This window comes from Staphylococcus sp. HMSC065D05 (assembly GCF_001813195.1).
Classification (GTDB): Bacteria; Bacillota; Bacilli; order Staphylococcales; family Staphylococcaceae; genus Staphylococcus; species Staphylococcus epidermidis.
This window is the reverse complement of the sequence record NZ_KV811773.1, coordinates 87,941-108,549: the sequence shown is the minus strand read 5'-3', so window position 1 is coordinate 108,549 and position 20,609 is coordinate 87,941. Positions and strand designations below refer to the sequence as shown.

General features: G+C 29.5%; 30 protein-coding genes and 1 pseudogene. 1 reads left to right on the top strand and 30 read right to left on the bottom strand.

Annotated elements, in window-relative coordinates:
- Nucleotides 1-4 precede the first annotated feature (4 nt).
- The 20 genes and pseudogenes from HMPREF2897_RS11080 to HMPREF2897_RS10990 form a co-directional block, all read right to left on the bottom strand.
- Entirely contained in the window at nucleotides 5-940 is a 936-nt protein-coding gene (locus HMPREF2897_RS11080) for a phage tail domain-containing protein (RefSeq protein WP_070593241.1), read from the bottom strand.
- A gap of 12 nt (nucleotides 941-952) precedes the next feature.
- A complete protein-coding gene (locus tag HMPREF2897_RS11075; protein ID WP_070593239.1) occupies nucleotides 953-4,372 on the bottom strand; it encodes a phage tail protein in 3,420 nt (1,139 codons plus the stop codon).
- Nucleotides 4,373-4,384: 12 nt separating this feature from the next.
- Nucleotides 4,385-4,738 carry a hypothetical protein gene (locus tag HMPREF2897_RS11070; protein ID WP_032606852.1) on the bottom strand — a complete coding sequence of 118 codons (354 nt, stop codon included), beginning with the start codon at nucleotides 4,736-4,738 and terminating at the stop codon, nucleotides 4,385-4,387.
- A 50-nt stretch (nucleotides 4,739-4,788) separates the two neighbouring features.
- Nucleotides 4,789-5,133, bottom strand: a complete 345-nt coding sequence (locus HMPREF2897_RS11065) for a tail assembly chaperone (RefSeq protein ID WP_002499656.1) — start codon at nucleotides 5,131-5,133, stop codon at nucleotides 4,789-4,791.
- A gap of 64 nt (nucleotides 5,134-5,197) precedes the next feature.
- A complete protein-coding gene (locus HMPREF2897_RS11060) occupies nucleotides 5,198-5,812 on the bottom strand; it encodes a phage major tail protein, TP901-1 family (RefSeq protein ID WP_002499657.1) in 615 nt (204 codons plus the stop codon).
- A gap of 11 nt (nucleotides 5,813-5,823) precedes the next feature.
- Complete coding sequence (locus tag HMPREF2897_RS11055; RefSeq protein ID WP_070593235.1) at nucleotides 5,824-6,219, bottom strand: hypothetical protein; 396 nt, start codon at nucleotides 6,217-6,219, stop codon at nucleotides 5,824-5,826.
- A gap of 9 nt (nucleotides 6,220-6,228) precedes the next feature.
- The gene (locus HMPREF2897_RS11050; protein WP_002499659.1) at nucleotides 6,229-6,579 is read right to left on the bottom strand and encodes an HK97-gp10 family putative phage morphogenesis protein; all 351 of its coding nucleotides are present in this window, start codon (nucleotides 6,577-6,579) and stop codon (nucleotides 6,229-6,231) included.
- A gap of 2 nt (nucleotides 6,580-6,581) precedes the next feature.
- Complete coding sequence (locus HMPREF2897_RS11045) at nucleotides 6,582-6,884, bottom strand: hypothetical protein (protein ID WP_002499660.1); 303 nt, start codon at nucleotides 6,882-6,884, stop codon at nucleotides 6,582-6,584.
- Entirely contained in the window at nucleotides 6,884-7,210 is a 327-nt protein-coding gene (locus tag HMPREF2897_RS11040) for a phage head-tail connector protein (RefSeq protein ID WP_002499661.1), read from the bottom strand. The genes HMPREF2897_RS11045 and HMPREF2897_RS11040 overlap by 1 nt, the downstream gene beginning before the upstream one ends.
- Nucleotides 7,207-7,710 carry an Ig-like domain-containing protein gene (locus tag HMPREF2897_RS11035; RefSeq protein ID WP_002499662.1) on the bottom strand — a complete coding sequence of 168 codons (504 nt, stop codon included), beginning with the start codon at nucleotides 7,708-7,710 and terminating at the stop codon, nucleotides 7,207-7,209. Before HMPREF2897_RS11035 ends, HMPREF2897_RS11040 begins: the two co-directional genes overlap by 4 nt.
- Nucleotides 7,711-7,787: 77 nt before the next feature.
- Complete coding sequence (locus HMPREF2897_RS11030; RefSeq protein WP_070593233.1) at nucleotides 7,788-8,684, bottom strand: capsid protein; 897 nt, start codon at nucleotides 8,682-8,684, stop codon at nucleotides 7,788-7,790.
- Between the two features lie 11 nt (nucleotides 8,685-8,695).
- Nucleotides 8,696-9,277 carry a DUF4355 domain-containing protein gene (locus tag HMPREF2897_RS11025; RefSeq protein WP_070593231.1) on the bottom strand — a complete coding sequence of 194 codons (582 nt, stop codon included), beginning with the start codon at nucleotides 9,275-9,277 and terminating at the stop codon, nucleotides 8,696-8,698.
- Nucleotides 9,268-9,361, bottom strand: a pseudogene (locus tag HMPREF2897_RS13185) (hypothetical protein); the annotation flags it as partial. The pseudogene HMPREF2897_RS13185 and the gene HMPREF2897_RS11025, both read right to left, overlap by 10 nt.
- A gap of 76 nt (nucleotides 9,362-9,437) precedes the next feature.
- The gene (locus HMPREF2897_RS11020; protein WP_064206483.1) at nucleotides 9,438-9,632 is read right to left on the bottom strand and encodes a hypothetical protein; all 195 of its coding nucleotides are present in this window, start codon (nucleotides 9,630-9,632) and stop codon (nucleotides 9,438-9,440) included.
- A 9-nt stretch (nucleotides 9,633-9,641) separates the two neighbouring features.
- A complete protein-coding gene (locus HMPREF2897_RS11015; protein WP_002499667.1) occupies nucleotides 9,642-10,994 on the bottom strand; it encodes a minor capsid protein in 1,353 nt (450 codons plus the stop codon).
- A complete protein-coding gene (locus tag HMPREF2897_RS11010) occupies nucleotides 10,984-12,432 on the bottom strand; it encodes a phage portal protein (RefSeq protein ID WP_002499668.1) in 1,449 nt (482 codons plus the stop codon). The genes HMPREF2897_RS11015 and HMPREF2897_RS11010 overlap by 11 nt, the downstream gene beginning before the upstream one ends.
- A 14-nt stretch (nucleotides 12,433-12,446) precedes the next feature.
- Nucleotides 12,447-13,721: a PBSX family phage terminase large subunit gene (locus HMPREF2897_RS11005; protein ID WP_070593230.1), complete on the bottom strand. Its 1,275-nt coding sequence runs from the start codon at nucleotides 13,719-13,721 to the stop codon at nucleotides 12,447-12,449.
- Entirely contained in the window at nucleotides 13,708-14,136 is a 429-nt protein-coding gene (locus tag HMPREF2897_RS11000; RefSeq protein WP_070593228.1) for an HNH endonuclease, read from the bottom strand. Before HMPREF2897_RS11000 ends, HMPREF2897_RS11005 begins: the two co-directional genes overlap by 14 nt.
- 67 nt (nucleotides 14,137-14,203) lie before the next feature.
- The gene (locus HMPREF2897_RS10995) at nucleotides 14,204-14,524 is read right to left on the bottom strand and encodes a hypothetical protein (RefSeq protein ID WP_070593227.1); all 321 of its coding nucleotides are present in this window, start codon (nucleotides 14,522-14,524) and stop codon (nucleotides 14,204-14,206) included.
- Nucleotides 14,525-14,705: 181 nt separating this feature from the next.
- Nucleotides 14,706-15,200: a sigma factor-like helix-turn-helix DNA-binding protein gene (locus tag HMPREF2897_RS10990; protein WP_070593225.1), complete on the bottom strand. Its 495-nt coding sequence runs from the start codon at nucleotides 15,198-15,200 to the stop codon at nucleotides 14,706-14,708.
- A gap of 172 nt (nucleotides 15,201-15,372) precedes the next feature.
- Here HMPREF2897_RS10990 and HMPREF2897_RS10985 point away from each other — a divergent pair, with 172 nt between their 5' ends.
- Entirely contained in the window at nucleotides 15,373-15,642 is a 270-nt protein-coding gene (locus HMPREF2897_RS10985) for a hypothetical protein (RefSeq protein WP_070593223.1), read from the top strand.
- 47 nt (nucleotides 15,643-15,689) lie between these two features.
- Here the strand turns inward: HMPREF2897_RS10985 and HMPREF2897_RS10980 are convergent, their stop codons facing one another.
- The 10 genes from HMPREF2897_RS10980 to HMPREF2897_RS10935 form a co-directional block, all read right to left on the bottom strand.
- Entirely contained in the window at nucleotides 15,690-16,001 is a 312-nt protein-coding gene (locus HMPREF2897_RS10980) for a MazG-like family protein (protein ID WP_070593221.1), read from the bottom strand.
- Nucleotides 16,002-16,179: 178 nt separating this feature from the next.
- On the bottom strand, nucleotides 16,180-16,497 hold the full coding sequence (locus HMPREF2897_RS10975) for a hypothetical protein (protein WP_002493713.1): 318 nt from the start codon (nucleotides 16,495-16,497) through the stop codon (nucleotides 16,180-16,182).
- 271 nt (nucleotides 16,498-16,768) lie between these two features.
- Nucleotides 16,769-17,722, bottom strand: a complete 954-nt coding sequence (locus tag HMPREF2897_RS10970) for a DnaD domain protein (RefSeq protein ID WP_070593219.1) — start codon at nucleotides 17,720-17,722, stop codon at nucleotides 16,769-16,771.
- A 14-nt stretch (nucleotides 17,723-17,736) separates the two neighbouring features.
- On the bottom strand, nucleotides 17,737-18,264 hold the full coding sequence (ssb, locus tag HMPREF2897_RS10965; protein ID WP_070593217.1) for a single-stranded DNA-binding protein: 528 nt from the start codon (nucleotides 18,262-18,264) through the stop codon (nucleotides 17,737-17,739).
- A complete protein-coding gene (locus tag HMPREF2897_RS10960; RefSeq protein ID WP_228777815.1) occupies nucleotides 18,264-18,902 on the bottom strand; it encodes an ERF family protein in 639 nt (212 codons plus the stop codon). The genes ssb and HMPREF2897_RS10960 overlap by 1 nt, the downstream gene beginning before the upstream one ends.
- Nucleotides 18,895-19,434 (bottom strand): host-nuclease inhibitor Gam family protein, encoded by a 540-nt coding sequence (locus HMPREF2897_RS10955; RefSeq protein ID WP_070593213.1) that lies wholly within the window; start codon nucleotides 19,432-19,434, stop codon nucleotides 18,895-18,897. Before HMPREF2897_RS10955 ends, HMPREF2897_RS10960 begins: the two co-directional genes overlap by 8 nt.
- Before the next feature lie 4 nt (nucleotides 19,435-19,438).
- Entirely contained in the window at nucleotides 19,439-19,705 is a 267-nt protein-coding gene (locus tag HMPREF2897_RS10950) for a hypothetical protein (protein ID WP_070593211.1), read from the bottom strand.
- 55 nt (nucleotides 19,706-19,760) lie between these two features.
- The gene (locus tag HMPREF2897_RS10945) at nucleotides 19,761-19,955 is read right to left on the bottom strand and encodes a DUF1270 family protein (protein ID WP_002493719.1); all 195 of its coding nucleotides are present in this window, start codon (nucleotides 19,953-19,955) and stop codon (nucleotides 19,761-19,763) included.
- 16 nt (nucleotides 19,956-19,971) lie between these two features.
- A complete protein-coding gene (locus HMPREF2897_RS10940) occupies nucleotides 19,972-20,250 on the bottom strand; it encodes a hypothetical protein (protein ID WP_002493721.1) in 279 nt (92 codons plus the stop codon).
- A gap of 26 nt (nucleotides 20,251-20,276) precedes the next feature.
- Entirely contained in the window at nucleotides 20,277-20,495 is a 219-nt protein-coding gene (locus tag HMPREF2897_RS10935; protein ID WP_070593209.1) for a DUF739 family protein, read from the bottom strand.
- Nucleotides 20,496-20,609: the final 114 nt, after the last annotated feature.

Here is a 20,609-nt window from a genome sequence, read left to right as displayed (position 1 = left end):
TCACCTACTTTTTATAAAAACGTAAATCAAACATTACCTTTTTAACGTTTTGATTGAATGTAAAGTTATTAAATCCTGGCGAAAATTTAGGCATTTCGATATTAGATTTACGATTGATAATGACACCATTTTTCTTGATATTTAAATTGTCATATACAAGAACGTCACCAGGTAAAAGTAGTGTATTTTTTACTGTCATTACTTTGCTATTTGATAAATTCCATGTAAATTTATCTGTCTCTTTACCAACTACAATTGTTACTTTTTTATACATATTAAATTGATTGTTAGCCACTGTACCATGATAAAAAACCTTACCTTTACTAATATTTTCAAATATATAAGTTTGTTTTGATTTCTCGTCGAAATCTATATCCATATCAGAAGACCAATTTCCATCAATTGAACTATAGTGCAATTGAAGACTTGTATTAATAGATTCTGCAAATGGTAATTCAGTTGTTTCAAATTCTAATTCAACATTACATTTATTATTCGTTTGATTAGGGATTAATGTATTACTTAACTTAACTAAAAAATGATAACCATTAACATATACATTATCATTGTCATTAAAAATACAATTACCATTTTTGTCTACTTCTTGATACTCATCTTCAATTGTATCTTTAAATTTATATGACGCTTTATTATATTTTCTTAACTCTCTTAAATAAAAAGGTTCATTATCTTGAATAAGTTGAAACAGAAAATCTCTCTGCAATGAATAATCAAGATTATTTTCGGCAATAAAAAAGACAGGTACTAGAATCTTACGTTTATGATAAACACTACTTGTTAATTGTCTACCATGACATCCTTCAAATTCTTGATACTTGTCTGTTGTTTCGATGCCTTGAACTTTTATATCGGCGACCTGAATATTATAATCAGATAATCTAAAAGTTGTCCCATCTTTTTTTGTAATCTCAATATCCAATTAATCACCTTCCTAAAATTCAAATATCATGTTTCTTGTTGCGTTAACATCATTAACTATGCTAGTTAATGCTTCATTGTCTACATTCATCTCTATTCTAACTGTTTTCATATTAGGTGCACTTTCTATGGTATGTGTATGTTGTACTATTGAAGTAATTTCACCATTAATACCACTTAAGTTACCTGTAATACTATTGATACTAGGGTAGTTTAACTCTGGATTAAATGCATTTGTTAATTTACTTACAACACTAGTCACAGAGTCGATAACTGAACTACTTTCATTATCAACACCTTTTATAAAGCCGAGCATAGTATAACGACCGAAGGATTTAAAAACTCTCGAAGGCGATTTGATTCTCAAGAAACTCTTAGCAGCATTAACTGCTCCTCCTATAACATCTTTTACTTTATTAATTAGGTTACTTGCCATAGATTTCACACCGTCAATTAATCCCATTATTAAATCCCTTCCTGCGCTTTTGAAGTGATTAACAAAATTTTTAATTGCATCAAGAGCATTAGAGATTTTTTCTTTAATGACATTGTAAATTTTAGTCATTTTCTCTCTAACTGAAGAGACAATCTCTTGAAATTTTGATGATATAGCTGACCATATTTGTTGAGCAATTGACTTAACAATATTATAAGCGCTTGTAATTTTGATAAATATAACTTCTTTAAGGTAGTTCCATAAGGTACTAGCAATACTAACAATACCTTGCCATATACTACTTAAAATACTCATGAGACCATTCCATAAGCTAGATGCAATCGAAGCAATCGCATTCCAAATAGTTAAACCTATACTTTTAATGGTTTCCCAAGCACCTGACCAATTACCAGTAATTAACTGCATTATTAAAGTGATAATACTTAATACAAGAGATATAGCGGTTTGAATTATAGTAGTAATAATAGACCATACTGTTTGAATAACAGTGACGACTATATTCCAATTTGTTTGTATAATAGCAACGATAATATTAATGATTGTCATTATGTAAGTCGAAATACCGTTCCATATTGTCATAATTGTATCCATAATAATTTGGTTATTTTGTTGCCACCACGTCACCATACTTCCCCATATTCCTTTTACAAAAGAAACTACCGCATCTATGGCTGATAATATTGCATTATAAATTATATTCCAAACCTCAATAATTTTATTTCTAAAAGTTTCATTAGTTTTCCATAAATAAATTATAATTCCTACAAAAGCTACCACTGCTGCAATAATTAGTCCAATTGGAGAAACTAAAAATGTAAGTGCTGAACCTAAAATAGGTAATAATCTTGATATCATTCCTATAGGCCCCATTAATAAACTAAATGCTGCCTTTAAAATATTTATTGGACCCTGTAAAAGGATAAAACCTCTACTTAATAAGAGTAATGCTGTTTTCAAAAAACCAAATCTTGATATTAGAGGAGCTATAAAAGTTATAAAACTAACTAATGTAGGAACAATAGACATTAAACTGCCACCAAACATAACTAAAACACCTATTATTTGGGCTACTACTGGATGCGCCTCAAATAATTTAGCTACAAAACTAGCGACTGAACTCAATACACTTAAAACTACAGAGCCTATTGGAGCCATTGCAGTAATAAAGTTAATAAATGCTAATGCTACATTTCCTACTAAAGAAGCTAACTTAGGACCATTTTCGTTTATATAATCCATAAATTTTTTAAAGCCTTCAGATTGCGCTAAATTATTAGACCAAGTATTAAATTGACTAGCTAAGGTTGAAATTGTATCTAAAAGTGAAGTTGAATTAGATCCAAAAGCTTTAAATATATTTATTATCCCTGTAAAAACATCTAAAAAGATTTGCCCGATAATCGGTAAATTTGTTTTAACAAAGTTAATAAAGTTTTTAATACCCTCAGAAGTAGATACCTGAGTTGACCATATTTGAAATTTTTCGGCCAATGTGTCCAAACTTTTTGCAACATATGTAAACAGTGGACTAAATTGAGTAAGAATATTAACTAACCCATCTCCAAACTTACCAGCCGCACTCAGAATGCTATCAAAAACTGCAACTCCATCAGTATTCAAAGCTTTAAATGCATTTTTGGCAGTATACGAAACACTAATCCATGATTGAAATTTTTGCATGGCACTTTCTACTGACTGACTTACTCCACTAATAAATGGTTTAAGTTGACTTATCGCACTTGTAGCTCCTTTTATTCCGTTCGACATAGCATTAAATATTGCATTGGCATTTATCTTTATGATACCTTCCCATGTATTCTTTAATTCGTCTAAACTATTCATATAGGAATTAGTTGAAGCAGATGTCTCAATCAATCCTTTATCAAGCATATTCAAAGCAGTTTTCGCCATTAATCCAAAAGCTATAGCTCCTGTACCAGCTACTCCAAATGCTCCAACTAAACCTAGAGCGCCGCCTCCAATAATAGCTATAGAATTACCAACTAATGCAATTAAAGGTATTATACTTGCTACAATAGGAATTAAAGCTGAAAACGAAGTGATTAATATACCCTTAACTACACTCCCGCCTATAGTCCCAAAAGTCCTAATAGAACTAGCAATTCTATCCATACGTTTATTAAATAATTCTACTCTTGAATTTACTATATCTAAAGATTTACTGAAAATGTTGGTGTCACTTTTTGTCTCAGTCTTAATTTTGATTTTATTAGGAATACTTTTAAGCACTTTTTTAAATATTGAAACTTTGGCAATACTTGCAGCAGTTTCAACTTCGACTCTAGTTTTAGCCTCTCTCCCATTTAAATTTTTAAGTGCTTGATTAGCATTTAAAACTTTTGTTAAAAAGAGTTTATCAGATAAGTCAATAATTGTATTAATTCGTTCATTACCCAATGCATTTGTTAAAGTTTTATACTGCTCTAGTTTATTAATTGCCTCTTTAGTTTTAGCTATAACTTCTGTATCAACTTTACGATCATCAATTTGATTTAAATTAAAGTTAAATTTATTAATTTTTGAATTCGCTTCAATATTTTCAAGAGCTATTGTAGGTTTTACTATTTTATTCTCAAGATTATTAAAAGACTGTGTAAAATTCGTTAATTTGGACTTTGCTAAATTATCTTTTAAATCTAGAATCGAAACAATTTTTTTACTATCTATCACATTATAAATATTTTCTAATTGACTTACTTTAGTTAGTGCATTTTGTATATTACTATCAATTCTTACAACATGTTTACCTTTTTCAAATCTTTTTACAGCTTGCTCTGCTTTACTTAATTTAAACTTTAAAAGCTTATCATTTACTTTTAAGTGAATATCATCTATTTTTGACACTATTTTATCGAATTTTTCTATTTTTTTAATCGCTGCTTCTATCTCAGACTTAAATTTCAAGGTGTTAGCTTTAAGTGTAGTACTTACAGTGTAGCCTGTGCTTTCACTCATATTCCCCACCTCCTAACTATTAGCATTTTTGTTAATCTCAGCTATAACTTCAAATAGAGCAGTTTGCTCTGGTGTGACTTCTTCTTTCTCGTTATTAAATATAATACGTTTACCTTCTAATAATCTTTTATAATTATATTCATAATCCAATATGTCATTCACTGTTTTAAATACATAAGCTTCTTTAGGTTTCTTTTCTGTTCCTACATTTTTAGTTGCTGATGCATCTCTAATTGCAAACGCCAGTTTATATAGATCATGTTCTTTTCTTAAAATATCGAAACTTAACGCATACATACGATAATTAAATTCTGTTAATGTCATAGCATTTATTTCACTTAAAGTCATAATTCCTAAATCACTCATACAAGTTATAACTATACGATCATACGTCATCTTTTCATTAGATTTACTAACTATTTCGCTTTGACTAGGTCTTGGGTTAATGGTTTGTTTCCCAATTCTTCAATTAGCACTTTACCAAATGTTTTGAATGATCCATATTCTTCAATAATTTCATTCAATACTGACTCAAGCTCATCTTCATTTTTCGGTCTTCCTTTTTGTCCTTTAGTACAAGCTTTAATAATCTTAGCAATCGCTAAAACATTACCAGTTTGTAGTTTAGGTAATAAAGTTTCAAGTCCTTCACCTAGGTTAATGTCTCGAACTTCATATCCTAATTCTTTATCAATTGCATTTAATTCGCCTAATCCAAATTTCAATTCTAATTCATTTTTGCCACTTTTAATTTTTACCATAATAAAACACCTTCCTATATTAAAAAGAGCAGGCACATTGCCTGCTCAATATTTTATATTAGTATTAAAGAGAATCTGATGTTCTAGATACTTGGGAACCCGTTGAGACTGCGCCAGTAGTTGTTTCAGAACTTGAAACAGGTTGCGGAATGGCTTTAGTTGCTAAGCCATCATCTGCAAAGTCATCTTTAGTTGTATTATGGAATCTATAACCAACTTTAGCTAATTTCTCTTTGACTTCAGTAGGAATAGTAGCATATCCACGTTGATATTTATCGTGTACTGCAAATTCGACTTCGTATTCTTCCACAGATCCTGTCTCACCTTTGCGTTTGAATTTTTTGAAGCGTCCTTGATGATACTTAGCTTTAAATTTGCCTTTATCAGCTTTTTCTCCCTCAATTTGACTTTCAACTTCCCATACTTCATATGCAATCTTGTCTCTAACTGCATCTTCAAACTCATCACATAATGGATCATCATAATTAGCTTTAGCTGTAGCAGATAATGTGTTCTCTAATGAACCATCGCTTGTATAACTTCCGTCCATTGTTTCTTCAATGTCAAAGTCATTTTCTAATTCATTCTCAAATTCAGTCATAAACATCATTTTAGTAGCGTCTGTTTTTTCGCCACATTTTCTGAATAAATAAAGTCTATCTTGACTCTGTTTATACATAACATAACCTCCTATAATATTTCATATTCAACATTAATTATTGAATGTAACAAAGCTTTATCAGTTGAATAATCATCTATTGTATTAATCGTCATTTCATTATATTTAACTTGATAATCTTCTATTTCAATTGATTTTGATAATGTATTCTCTACATACTTAATGCATTGATCGTGTCTACCTAAATTATTGCCTTCACTCCATATATCAATTGTTCCTCTTACAACACCATGAAAACTATTAAATGTATAAGCAGATTTAGTAATTTTAAATTTTTTTATAACAAAAAAAGGATAAGGTATATCATTAGCTATATCTTTAACATCTATAACTTCAATACCTAATCCTTGTAATAAAGAGAAAATCTTATCAAAAAGTAATTGTGTTGGTGTATATTCAGCTGTCATAATTTACTCCTATCCATTTATTAATCTTTCTAAATCTTCGTTTACTTGTTTTTTTAATGATAAATAAGTCGGAAAGATAAAAGGCTCTTTATTCATATATCGTGTGCCATATTCCAAATATCCACTATAGTGTGCATTCGAAATTACTTCATAGTGCATAGGCGCAATTTTTTTTGCTTTAATCATTCTAGCTAAATTACCAGTCCAATAACCTTTAATAAATGCTTGTTGAGCATTTTTAATAGCTAATTCTACACCTTCATTAGTATTATTCTTTAATATAAAGTCAACGTCTTCATCGATATCATCATGCATCACTTTTAACTTAGTCAATAAATTATTAACGCCTTCTACTTTCATTGTTATACTACCTCTTTTACATATAACGAAGTAGAGTGTTGATAAGTTTTAGTTTTAATAACTTTATATTCTTTGCCGTACATTGATGCATGGGTTGGCTCATAGTCTAAAACTTTAGGTAATCTAATCACATTGATATCTTTAGTAACTTCACCGAATTCAATTCTTACTTTTTCTGCTGTTAAAGTATTACGGTTGCATGGTAAAGTTTCTAACTCATTTTTTTCTGTTTCCTTACGTTTAGTAATTGGATTATAACGGGACTCAAAATAATAGTATAAAGTAACTCTTTCTTTGTAACTCATTAGTAAAAGTTCACGTAACCTTTCTTTTCATCCTTATAATATAAATTATCTAGTATTTTATTATATTCTTCAAAATCCCCTTTTTCATAACTACTTGAACGCCCATCTTGAGTTTCTGAGGTCATACCTTCTGCACCTATACGGTTGTAACGTTTAGTAGCAACCTCAACAATAATAAATTCTATTTCTTCAGGAACATTATCCTCAATAGTCGGAAGCATAGCTAATAGTTCTTTTTTTACATTATCAATAATGACTTTTAATTGATCATCTTGTTTATCATCAGTTATAAGGATACGTTTTTTAACATTCTCTAAAAAGTTCAATTTCTATAACCCCAATCTTTAGGAACAACTTCTACAGTTCGTTTATGTACCTCTTCAGGTTTCTCATTAGCAAAAATGGTAATTTCTGCAGTTCCTTCTTTCAAAGCGTGAATTGTACCATTTTCATCTATAGATGCTATTTCAGGGTTTGAAGAAATATAAGTGACTTTTTGATTTGTAGCAAAAGAAGGGGCTACTTTTGCTCTAATTTTACCCTCCTCATCTATACGTACATATATTATACTTTTACTATTATGAACACTTAAATATTTAACAGGTACATATTGAGTCATAATTTCAGGTATATTAATCCTTTCAGACTCAACACCATCTATTTCCCATACAATCTGAAATGTTCCTTCTGGATAATTAGTATCTGGTTCTAGGTTTTCAAGTAGAATAAGAGTATCGTCATAGGTATTATCAGAATATTTAATATTTCCTTCCTTTTTAGCTACAACTTTATCCCCTTTATAAATTTTAATAAATCTTGGTTCCAACAAAAACACCCCTTTATAGTTACTTATATACTAAAAATGCTCCATCGTAATATGGGAACATTCTAACTAATTGGGGTTTAGCTGGGTAATTGATCGTCAGCTTTAATTTTCACCTTAACTACTGCATCAATATTCTCTGGGAATATTTTCAATCCAGTCATTAGCACTGTCTCAGAAGTTAATCGATTAGATCGAATGTCATGTAATACACCTACAAAACCAGTTTCGTCTGTAGCAAAGTTAAATGCACGTCCTAGTTCTCCATTAGGATTTGCAAAAGCAACATTTAAGTTTTCAGAGGCTGTCATCCAAACATCACCTTGTGGTACTTCAGCTAGTTCGATAACTTTCACACCTACATAGTTAGTTAATAATCCCATTCCAAATAGTGATCCATTTGAAACAATTAATCCATTGGCAATATGTTCAGCTGTATCATCAGGGTTAACGAAAGCAATAGGTGTAATATCGCTTTCAATAACCGTTGATAGTTTTGCACGACCTTTAGCTAAAGCACCTTGTAAATTTTTAGATTTTAAAGCTCGTTTTCCACTATCTAATTCTGTACCTGCTGAAGCTTTTAATACTTCTGAAAAATCAGTTCTAATTTTCTTTTGTGCGTGTCTTAATAATTCATAATCTGTTTTATTAACTGCTAAATCAAAGCCATGAGCTTGAATAGATTCAGCAGGAGTAGCTTTACGATATTTATCAAATACCAATTCAATAGTTTGCACTAATTCTCTTTTAACTTTAGTTAAAGGAATTTCATCGCCTTCAGCTACATGATAATCAGATTCTTCAACACTATATTTATAGATTTTAATATTAGATCCTACATTCATAGGTAGTTTATTAGTTACTCCTAATATTTCTAATAATTTATTGATATTATTGCCAAACTTACTTGCAAAATCGATAGACTTTGCTTGGCTCAAGCTTTCAGTATTTGTTAAATTATACTCCACTGTCATAATGTAACCTCCTATTTGTTAAATAAATTAAGATTTTGCGCAATTGCATTTTGTCTTTGTGTATCATCTTTAATTGCTAAAATGTCATCTTTTGTCATCCTATTTGATTGAGTGCTTACTGGTGAGTCTTGTCTTAATGCTTTTTCAACATTTGATTTAACCATTTGATTTACAAGACTAGTAAATGATTCAACATTTTTTTTAGTTTTTTCAGCATCAGAATTGACTAATATATTAACAATTTGATCATCAAAATTTTGCACACCAAATTCATTAAGCATTGTACGCGTTTCATTCTTCATTTGAGATAAAGCTTTTTCTGCTTTTAGTTCTTCATTTTCTTTTAACAGCTTTTCCAACTCATATTGATTCTTTTGGTCTTTATTCATCTTGGCTAGTTTTTCAGCTTCCTGAATTGCATCTTTCATACGTTCATCAGATTTCCTTTTTTCTCTAGCTAAACGATCCTTAATCATTTGAGATACTTCTTCTTGGGAGAATGTTTTCTCCTTTTGTTGGGCTTGTTCATTAGGTGTTTCTAAATTCTCATTGCTTTTTGTTTCTTCAGTAATATTACTTTGGTTGTTTTCCATGAGATATACCTCCGTTTATAGTCTGTCGACTGCGTATTCCATACTTGCTTTTATAACGTCATCAGCACGTTTTGGACATAAAAAATAACCTTCCGTAGAAGGTTAAAAAAGTGTATAAAAATAGCACCACTTTCTCTTTATCTATGCAGAAAGGATGCTACTAAGATATTAATTTTATACTTTTTATTTCCGATTCATCAATTGAATATATTCCTAAATCTGTCTCTAAATCCATATTATAATTTCCCGTATCAGTTTCTAACGGATTTTCATAGTCGGTAACTTTACCTATTAAAACTTTTTGATTTGTTAAAACAACCATTACCTTATGCCCATAAACATCTCTTATATGCAATATTATCACCTACTTTTTAATATAAGGTATAACATGTGTACCAGTTTTTGAATAATGTACTTTTCCTTTACTTGTCTCAATATATTTGTTATTGATAAAAGATTTTCCAATTGGTAACTTAAAATCAATAATTTCCTTACGATTAAACTTCCCATTCAGTAATAGTAATTCCCCAGTAGTGGCTTTGACTTTAACTAATTTATTTAGTTCCTCATTAGAAATAATTGTAAAACTTGGTAATTTATCTCCATTTATTTTAGCCATTTCAACACTTTGCTTAAATAACTCATGTTCTTTATTATGTCTATTTTGTTTTTCAGGATTTATATCTAATTTTATTTTACCACTACGTATCATATCAAGCATTTCTTTTTTTGCTTTTTCTTGTATTTTTTCTTTTTCTGATTCTTTATTCTCTGTTTGATACTTTCCTTTACGCTCATTAAAGAATTTATCTCGCCAGTTGCCCACATGTGGCACTGTAGTACTTCTGCACCAAGGGTGCATAGGGGGCGCATTTATGCCAGGTATCATGTCTTTAACTTTAAATATTTTACCGTTTAAAGAGTGACATATTTTAGATGTTTTTTTATCAATTTTAGCCACGTATTTATATTCGCCATCTTCACCTAATTCTTTAAGATAAGTTAACTTCTGTGATTCAGCCTGCACACGTGCTGATTCAGTAACTAACAATCTACTTGCATTATAAGTAGTAGTGTTAATTTGTTTCTTAAAATCCTTTATATACTCATTAGGATGTCTCCCTCTAAGTAATACATTACTCGTTGTTTTTTCTACTTCCTTTTGAACTACAGCCATATCTTGCCATAATCTTGTAGACCAGTTCACACCTTTGAAGTTACTGTTAACAACCGCTTTTACTTTAGTTTCATCAATTTTCACATGTTCACCAAGTATATGTGCTTGTCTTTTAACTTCTCTATCAACTGCATCAACTAACTTTTTTTCTATTTCATCTTGAATATCTAAAGTGGAGTCTTTGACTATCAAATCTAATTGCTGCTTTAATAGCTTTTCTCTAGATACCTTCATAGACAAGTTATAAAGCTTAAGTGCGTTGTTTGCCTCATCGCTAAAATCTTTACGTTTCACATATTTCTTAGCTTTATTTCGAAACGCATATACATCGAAGTCATCAGCTTTTTTCATGACCTCTTGAATTGTTAAACCAGTATCTGTTGCATATTTCGCATAAAAAGCTAGTAATTCTTTAGCTATTTCAGCATACATTTGTAAAATAATTCGTTCTACTTCTATTACTGCTTGTGCATCCGCTAATGATTCAGCGTTTATGACATTCTGGGCGCGTTCTAGCCAATAATCATAACTATTGGGCATAATTATCAATCATTTCTTTATCGTCGCTAAAATGGCCGTTAAAATGCGAATTATCAGCTTGTTCTCTAGTTTTTCTCTGCTCATCTTCCATTTTTTTAATTTCTTCATTAGGATTATCAATAATAGGCAGTATTTTTAATCTAGTTTGTTCAGAAACGCCACCATTTAACGCATTAAAGGCTTCAATAGATTCTAATAATGACTTAGGTAAGTTGGGAGTAAATGTGATATCAATCTTTGAATAATCATGTGAATAAACACCTGTTAAATTAATATTTTTCAGAAGTAACTTGTACCGCTTCATTAATCCTTTTTTAAATAAGCGTTCTTTAATTGCTCTAACTTGTTCTAAACCAAAAAGTTTATACTTCATTGATTCTCCAGATTGAACGCCACTAAAGTTATCATCATTCAAATCAGGCGTATTAGTAAATTTATGAATATCTTTTTGAAGTCTAGTTTTATATGCTTCTGCACCATTAACATCATATTGCTTATAAATATATTTAACTTCAGCACTTCCATCATTACCATTAGCATTAATACCTGGCTTCACATGAACCATATTTGCTTGTCTGAATTTCTTAGCTTCCTCACCATCAATTTCTATATTTCCGACAATTGCTAACATAGCATCATTTAAATCAGTCATGTAATTAGCAGTATCTGATTGAGCGCTATCATATAAATCTATAAGTGATAATACATTTTCAAAGTCTCCTTGTTTAAATTGATCATTAGTATATTCAATTATTGGAACATCTTTAAAATAGTGAGGCAGTTCATCTATTGAACTAATTGTTCCACCTTTAATAGTTACATAATATATTTTTTCGTTCGTATAAATCTCAATATTTTGAAGTGTTTCACCGTCAACAGCCTTAGTATCATAGTATCTAATACCAGCTATAATATTTTTATCAATGCTCTTATCATAAATAATAAAAGTACTCTTAGGGTCTAAAACCTTGAATGTATCTTTACCTTCTTGATTACGGTACACAATCTCATATGCTCGGCCATAAATAGAAAGATTAAGTGCTAAATCACTATTAATAGCATCAGCATCGTTATTATTATTTAGCTGTATAATAATTTCATTTGTCTTTTTATCTTTATGTGTAATAGTTATAGGATTACCAGTTAAATAACCCACTATAAACCTTGTTACATATTTCGCATAATTATGGACTGCCCTATGATCGGCTTTATCTGTTAAATCTTCAATTCTTCTGTTACTCGATAATATATCTGTATTTCTATTTAGATAATAAGCTTCTAACATATTTAAACGTGGCACTTGTTCTTGCTTATGTTTATTAATAAGGCTCAGTAAAACTTCATCTTTTAATAGGTTTGAAACATCATTAATTATAAAATCATCATTAGCCACTGAAGAAAACTTAGTAATGTTATTCTCTTGGGTGTATATTGTCATTGTTGTTCACTTCCTTAGAACATTAATCTCGTTCTCTTTAACTTATATACATTGGTATTATCTTCATTATTTTTAAATATTAATTTACTAACTGCATATCTAATTGCATCTATACAATGATTATAGGTATCTACAGGTTTATTCATATACTCACCTGTTTTCTTATCTTTTGTCCAAGTATAGTTATCAAACTCTTCAATTGTTTTAAAACATCTCTCATCAATTATAATTTCAAACTGACTCATAAATTGAATTCCAATTAAAATACTGTCTTTGCCTTTAGAAGTTGGTATGATTCGTTCAACTCCTTTAACTCTTATTTCTGCTATACTTTTTCGTTCAGCACAGTCAGCGACTATAACTTCTTTTGAAAAACCCAGATTGATAATTACTTCTGCTATCTCATTGTTAAGCATTTCTTTTTTAACAAATTCAGAAATAATATAAAGCTTCTTATTTTCTAAATCTACTTTTACATGTACAAATGCACTTGGGTCATTTATGTATCCAAAGTCTAAGCCGAAATAAGAAGGCAAATGACTAATTTCGTTTATGTTAATCACTCTTTTTTCGTATTTAGGAAAAATTAATTTATCTAGTGTAGCAAACTCACCGAGAGCATAAATCTTATAATAGGCGGGGTTTCTATTGGCCAACTGTTCTAAGTTGCTTTTTGTCATTTCATCTAAAAACTTATTATCTTTATAACTAGACTGTCTTATTAGTACATCTTGAAGCGGTTGACTGGATTCGAAAAATGCTTTATAAACCCAATTTAATTTTGAAACTGGGTTAAACATTAGAAATATTTGTCTTTGTACATGTTTCTTTTCTCTTAGTCGTAATGTAAGTTGTGTATAATCATCCAGGGTAAATTCTGACGCTTCTTCCATAACCACATCAGATATTGCTTTAATTGATTTTATTTTTTCAGGATTATCTAACCCTTTAAATAAAAAAATAGCGCCATTAGGTAGCACTACTTTATTATCAGTCTTATTCCATTTACACAAATCCCAAATCTTAAAATCAATCAAGCAACTTCTTACATCTTCAAACAGGCTATCTGTAATAGTTGCTTGAACTTTACGTAACCATAATACCTTTCTAGGATGTTTCCATTTTTTCAAAGATTTTATAATAACCTTTTGTACGACACCATGTGATTTACCACTTGAACCACCACCATAATGTACCTCAGTAAAATTAGAATAATCTTCTAATATTTCAAAGATATTCTTATTAAATACTTTATTGGGATATTTGAAGTTAAGTTTAATTGTCGTCATCGTAATCACCGATGTTAATTTCTATGTTTTTCTGAGTGATTTCTTGTTCAACTTTATCTCTATATTTATGTGGTAATCTATTTTTAAGCGCAAATATGAGTGATGTAGGATTAGCATGTTCATATTTCTTAACTCTCACTACTTTGCCTGAATTAGTAACTGTTTCTTCTTCATAGTAATAACCTACAGCTCTTTTGTGTAATGCATTTTCTAATTCATAGTCAGAAACTTCTTTTCCTTTTTTTATGGCGTCTAAAAAGTCTGGAATATTCTTTTTCCATTTAATTAAAGTATGTTTTGATACGCTTAGATTTTTAGCTATTTGCTCATCTGTTAACCCATCTCTTTTCCAACCTTCAACTAATCCTAATTTACTCCCTATATCTAACTTTTCATATAAACCTTTTCTAGCCATTTCATTTACCACCAACTCTCACGCTAATTGCTTATAAAAAAACACCCACAAAAGTGAGTGAATTAATTTATTTATTTTTAAAATTTACATGTGCTCTAAAAGGACTTTTTACTAAAACAACATGAACTTCTAATTCGTGCTTAATACACACTTGTTTTACATTTAGCGGTCTCCCATCATTTAATTCTTTTAAAATATTTATCTTGTTATTATCTTCAGTTTCAATTTTAAGATTGGATACCTCAGTTCTTCTATTTATAAAGTCTTTAAACATATCTTCATATTTTAAATTATGAATAATTAAAGTGATATATTCTTTTGCTTTTTCTATTTCAGTAACCACATTAAGTTCTTTACTATTTATATACAACTTATAGCCGCTTAACATTCTATTTCTCTCCTCAACCATATTTATTATATTTTAGTTTATTATATACCAAACAACAAAAGAAACCTATCTGAGAGCAACTCAGATAGGTCAAGGGGGAGGAAAACTTAAATGCCAAAACTTTACGACACTTAGGAGAAAAATCACATCTCCTATATATGTATCAAACATAAGACAAAAATTAGACTATGAATAAATTCGACCTCAATTCTTTATCAATTTTATTTCTTGCCCTTTTTAAATAGTTTTGAACCGTCCCTATCTTAATATTTAATAATTTAGAACATTCTCTATAAGACAACCCTTCACATTTAACCATTATAAAACATTCTAATTCATTGGGAGTTAATTTCATTAATGCATAACTAATTTTATTACTCATATCATCGATAACATCTCTATATTCAACATCAGAAACTTTTTTATACATAGATTCTTCAAACGCTTTAGCTATAACTTGCTGATCAACTAAATAACATTGAGATTTATCAATAGCATTATAATTACCAGGTTGATGCCCCTCTTTTAACCAATCAATTACATAATTTATATCTGCCAACATAGACTTATATAAAGGCAAATCATCCAATTCGTTATTATTAGACTGTTCTAACTTTTTTATTTTACTTAAAACATCTAACCTAGTTTTTCTATATTCTATCAATAAATCTTTCATGTTGTTTACACTTCCTTTAAAAAATAAGGCTAGCTTTCAAACTAGCCTTAAAAAATTTAATATTTTGAGATTACTGAAAAATAAAAAATGTTGAATTTCTTTTTTTAGTATTTCTCAAAATAATAATTTTGATATACTTAAATTACTTTTTAAAGATAGAGAGGTGAAAAATATGGATAAGAAAAAAGTGTTTGAAAAATTAGATGCTGCTAAAGAGTCACAAAAAGAAATTTGGATTGGGATTCTAGGACCTTCAAAAATTACAAAAGAGTATAAAGAAATTTTTCGAATTAAATATGATTATAAATATGAACATGGTTCTCTAAGTGTAATTCCTATAGGCAGTAACACTAAAATTTTAATTGAAATTTCTACAATACTAGATTTTGAAGAATCTTCATCAGAACAACTAACTGTAATAATTAATGAGGAGAGAGCTTAATGCTCTCTTTCCCCTATTATCTTTTTCACTTTTCAAAAATTTCCCTTTTATAAATCTTCATCTTTAATAAAAGTACCGTTTATCGTTTTTCCTTTTCTGTTTTTAATTTCTTCATAGGCGTATTGTAGACACTCTTCTAAAGTCCAACCTTGTTGTTGAGCTAGAATAATTAAAGTTACTATGGTATCGCCTATACCATCTTTAAGTGCTTTTTTATCATTACGTGATAATGCAGCAGCAACTTCGCCCGCTTCTTCATAAAACTTTAGTGCTTGTCTGTCTGAATTACCATTGTGTAAATTTTTATTTATACTCCATTGCTCTACTTGTTTTACTAATTGATTTATTGTGTTATTCATTTTATTGAATTACCCCTTTACTTTTATATAATCGCTCAAATTTTTCCAGTTTCATCAACTACAAAATACTCATATATTAACCTCACCTAAAACTCCACCTACTCTTAGAGTAATCTTCATCATTTTTTCACACCTCAAAAATTATTTATTATTAATTAATAGTTTTTTTCTGTATTAATTATTTTTTATCTTTATCTAACAATTCTCTTTTCTCCTGATCTATAAATTGCTTAAATTCATTTTGTGCTTTAATTACTATATTTATATCGTGTTTATCAATTTTTAAGTCCATGAGCTCAATTAAAATAATTCCGATAATCATAGGTAAAATGTATTCAATAAAATCATACATAAATGCTAACGTGACACTGGCCGATAAAGATATACACATGACTAAACCTAAAATCGTTCTGACTAATCTGTTTAATATATGTGGTGTGATGTAGTATGTAATACACATGATGATGAATAAAATTGAAATGAATAAATGTTCCATATGTATTTTCACTCCTTTTAGAAACTTACTTTATTTCAATAAGTCCTTAATTTGTTTTAAAGCGTCGTCTATTTTTCTACTACTGTTATTCTTAGTACTGCCAATTTGTACAGATACGTTTTGTACCCTTACAAATTAACAGGATACGAAATGATGGTTAATTTTGTTAACTTTGCTTAATCTTATTCTTTCATAGTCTTTAATTTACTTTTATTAATAACTTAAGGCTAACCACAACAATCAATAATTTCATGTATTTCGAACATTATTATCACTCCCACTTTTCATTAAGTTTTCTTTTAAAAGCTGCGACTTTATTTTGAAAACTTTTGTCAGCATCTAGACTTTTATCCTTATCATTTTTGATACTTTCTTTATTCTCAAGCCATTTCGGAGTTAGCTCTTTGCTTTGATATTGTATAGGGGCGTTGCGTCTTTTTCGCATTTCACTTTGCTGTAATTCATATGCTCTTACTTTGTCGATACCTTGCAAATTAGTTTGTAGCCATCCGTTTAATATACTTTTTGCATATCCCCAATTAACTTTGTTTCTGTCTTTAGCAATCTTGAGGGCAGCAATCACAATTTGATTTGCATCTTGGTTAAAAGAATCGAGGTAATAATTAATATCTTCGTAGGTATATTGTGTGATAAATCCGAAGCCATTATCTTGGAAGAAGTCGAAGGCGCTACTATTCTTCTCCTTCTCCTCCTTCTTCTCCTTCTTTACATTCTTATAATTCTTCTCATTCTTTACATTCTTGTTCGTGTTCACTCTTCTGTTCAGGCTATTGTCCTTCTTTTGTTCACACTGTTGTTCATTACATTGTTCATTTTGTTGTTCATTTTGTTGTGCATTTATTTGTTTACTTTGTTGTTCAGTCTGTTGTTTTTTTATTTCGTCTTTTCCTTGATAAATAGCGTAGTTATGCACAAAAACCGTTGTTCCGTTTTTCGTTTTTTTCGTTGTTATCATTTCATCACACTCTAACAACTTTAAAAATTTTCTTACTGTATTTCTTGAAACGCCCCAACGTTCCGAAAGTTTCAATTCAGATGTGTGAAAACTACCCCTCTTAATTACTTTTAAATCTCCACCAATCATAATTTTTTTATCTCTATGATTAGTTAACAAAAGCATATCAATCCACCATTTGAATTTTTGTGAATCATCCCAAATCCAATGATCTATTACTTGACGATGTAGTTTTATCCATCCACTCATTTATCGTTACCTCTCTAAAATGGTAAATCATCATCATTAATTTCTACTTGTGTATTGGCATTTGCGAATGGATTGGGTTGATGATGGTTGTTACTTTGATTAGTATGTTGATAATTATTTTGTTGCTGTGATTGGTAGTTATTTACTTGTGGCGATTGATAGTTATTTGGTTGATAATTGTTTTGTTGATTATTATAAGGTCTTTGATACTGTTGATTTTGTTGGGTATTACTTTCTAAAAATTGGATAGATTCAGCTACAACTTCAGTAACATAGACTCTTTGTCCATCTTTATCATAGTTACGTGTTTGGATTCTGCCTACAGCACCCGCTTGTATCCCTTTACTCAAATATTGACTACATAACTCTGCAGTTTTCCTAAATGCTATTACGTTAATAAAATCTGCGTCTCTATCACCATTAGCATTTTTGAAACTTCTATTAATAGCAAGTGTAAAGCTTGCAACTGCAACTCCCGATGGTGTATTTCTAAGTACTGGATCTTTGGTTAATCTTCCAACTAATACTACATTGTTAATCATTATTGATTACCTCCACTTATTTGTTTATTCCAATTGAGGACTGTTTGTAGAGCTTGCATACAATCAAATACACTTAATTTTTCGTAACTTATAATACCTAATTGTTGTTTAACTCCTTCTACCGTATCTCCAACTCTTTGAGCAAATGTTTCAATACTATTCTTTAAAACATCAATATCGTTCTTATCTGCTTTACTATACTTTTGCTTTTTCTGTTTTGCGTCTGGATCGTCTTCATCTGTTGGAATGTTTAAGAGCTTTAAAATGAAATAACGTTCTGCATAAGTAAGCGCCGTCCCATAGGCCTGTGCCACATCTTGTTGTTGACCGAATGCGGCAAAATAAATTTCAATCTTATCTTTAGTAACACTATCAACTAAGTTATATATTATTTTTAGTATGACTATATGCTCAGTTTTTCCTTTATTGTTTTTAGTTTCAACATGTTGAAACTCTTCAACAGAAGGAAACATTAATAAGCCATGTTCTTCCATTTTAGGACGCATTTTATAAAGTATTTGGCTACCTTCCACATAATCATAGTTATAACCTTTAGCATCTTTTTGAAATCCTTCAATACTTGCTTTAACTTCAGCTATTTTTTGATAAATATTTAACTTTTCAGGCAAACTAATCACCTACTTTTACAGTGTATGATGTAGGTTTTTGGACTAAGTAAATTCCTTCCAATAACTCTCCATTAGAGTCTATTAATTTACCATTCTCTGTCTCATTAAAATCTTTTTTGATATCTGATTGATTTAATTTTTTAGTTACTTTGATATAGTTTAAAAATCCTCTATGTTCTAATTGATCTATAACATTTTGCTCATTACTAATTTGTATCACTTTAGACCCTTTTCTAGCTGTAACTTTGCCGTAAGGTGTATTTAACTTAAATTTTGCATCTTTTTCACGTTCTTCTTTAAAATATTCTGTTAGAATATGTTCAAAGTAATCTTTATTATGTTGAAGTTGCTCTGTTTGTTTATTTTGCCATTCCTTAATGCGTTCAATTTCTTGAATAGCAAGTTGATTTATTTCATTTTCTTTAGCTTGAATTGCATCTAATTTTTTAAATGCCCAGTTTGCTTGATCTAAATTAGTTATTTTAAATGTTTCATTTTGGCGTTCAATAGTTTCGATTTCCAATTGTTGTAATTCATTCATTAGATCAAGCCCCTTTTTTTACTAAAATTTGTCCACGCATAACTGCAATAATATAATTTTGCATACGTTCATGTGATTCTGGTTTTACTTCAAAAATCTGTAATAACTTATTATTTGTTTTATATCTATTATGATAATGTAAAAAGTTTATGATTAATTCATTTCTAGGAGTCTTTTCAATTTCCAATAAACAGCATTGGTTTGTATTCTGAAATTCATTAAATAAGTTTTGGTAGATATAGTACATTTTTTGTCTAGGTGTCATTGTCATTGTTGTTGTCCTCCAAAGTTGTTATAATTTAGTTGGTTATTTTTCTAACTGACTGTTAAGCATTGCCGTGCTTAATGGTCTTTTTTATTTCTTGAAAGAAATAATTATCATATAAAAGAAAAGTCATGATAGCTAATAGTGCAGCAGTACCAATAGCAGTTGTGAAATATAATCCAATCATCGCTAATAAAATTGACATGGTTACAAAAATCAAATTAGCAATGACGAATGAAATAAATGATTTGCACATGATGCCCTCACCTCCTTTAATTGCTGATTCTATTAATTACTTTTTGATAAGCATCTAAGATTTGTGGATATAGATAAATCACTCTTGTTCCAATTCGACGTGTAATTTCTACAATTTCAGGTTCACATACAATTTTATTTTGTAGAGTTGACTTACTTAGCCCTGTAATTGTTACTAGATCTTTAATATCAATTGAAGCGTATTGACGTTTGTAATTTTCTAAAATACTTTCCACCTTTGACTGCACTAACTCATTAATAAAATCATCTTTAATTTCAATTGCAATATTGCTCATAAGTTGTTCCTCCTTATAGTTCAAAATTATTGAACTTTACGATTAAAAAAATATATCGGGATACTATCTTCTTTTAGGCCTAACAGATCAATTGCTTTTGCCATTTCTTTATCTTTCCATGAAACTTTATTGTTAAGTTTCAGAGATAAGCTTCTTTCTGATAATCCAATACTTCTAGCAAAAGCATATTGGCTTCCATACTCAGAAATAATTTTGCCATTCAAAGCTGAATAATCGAATTTCATTTAAAAAACCTCCTTAATCAATGTTCAATAATATTGAACTTAAATTTAATTTATCACATTATTAAAAACCCCGCAATACTTTCATTCAATATTTTTGAATTTAATAATTGAACT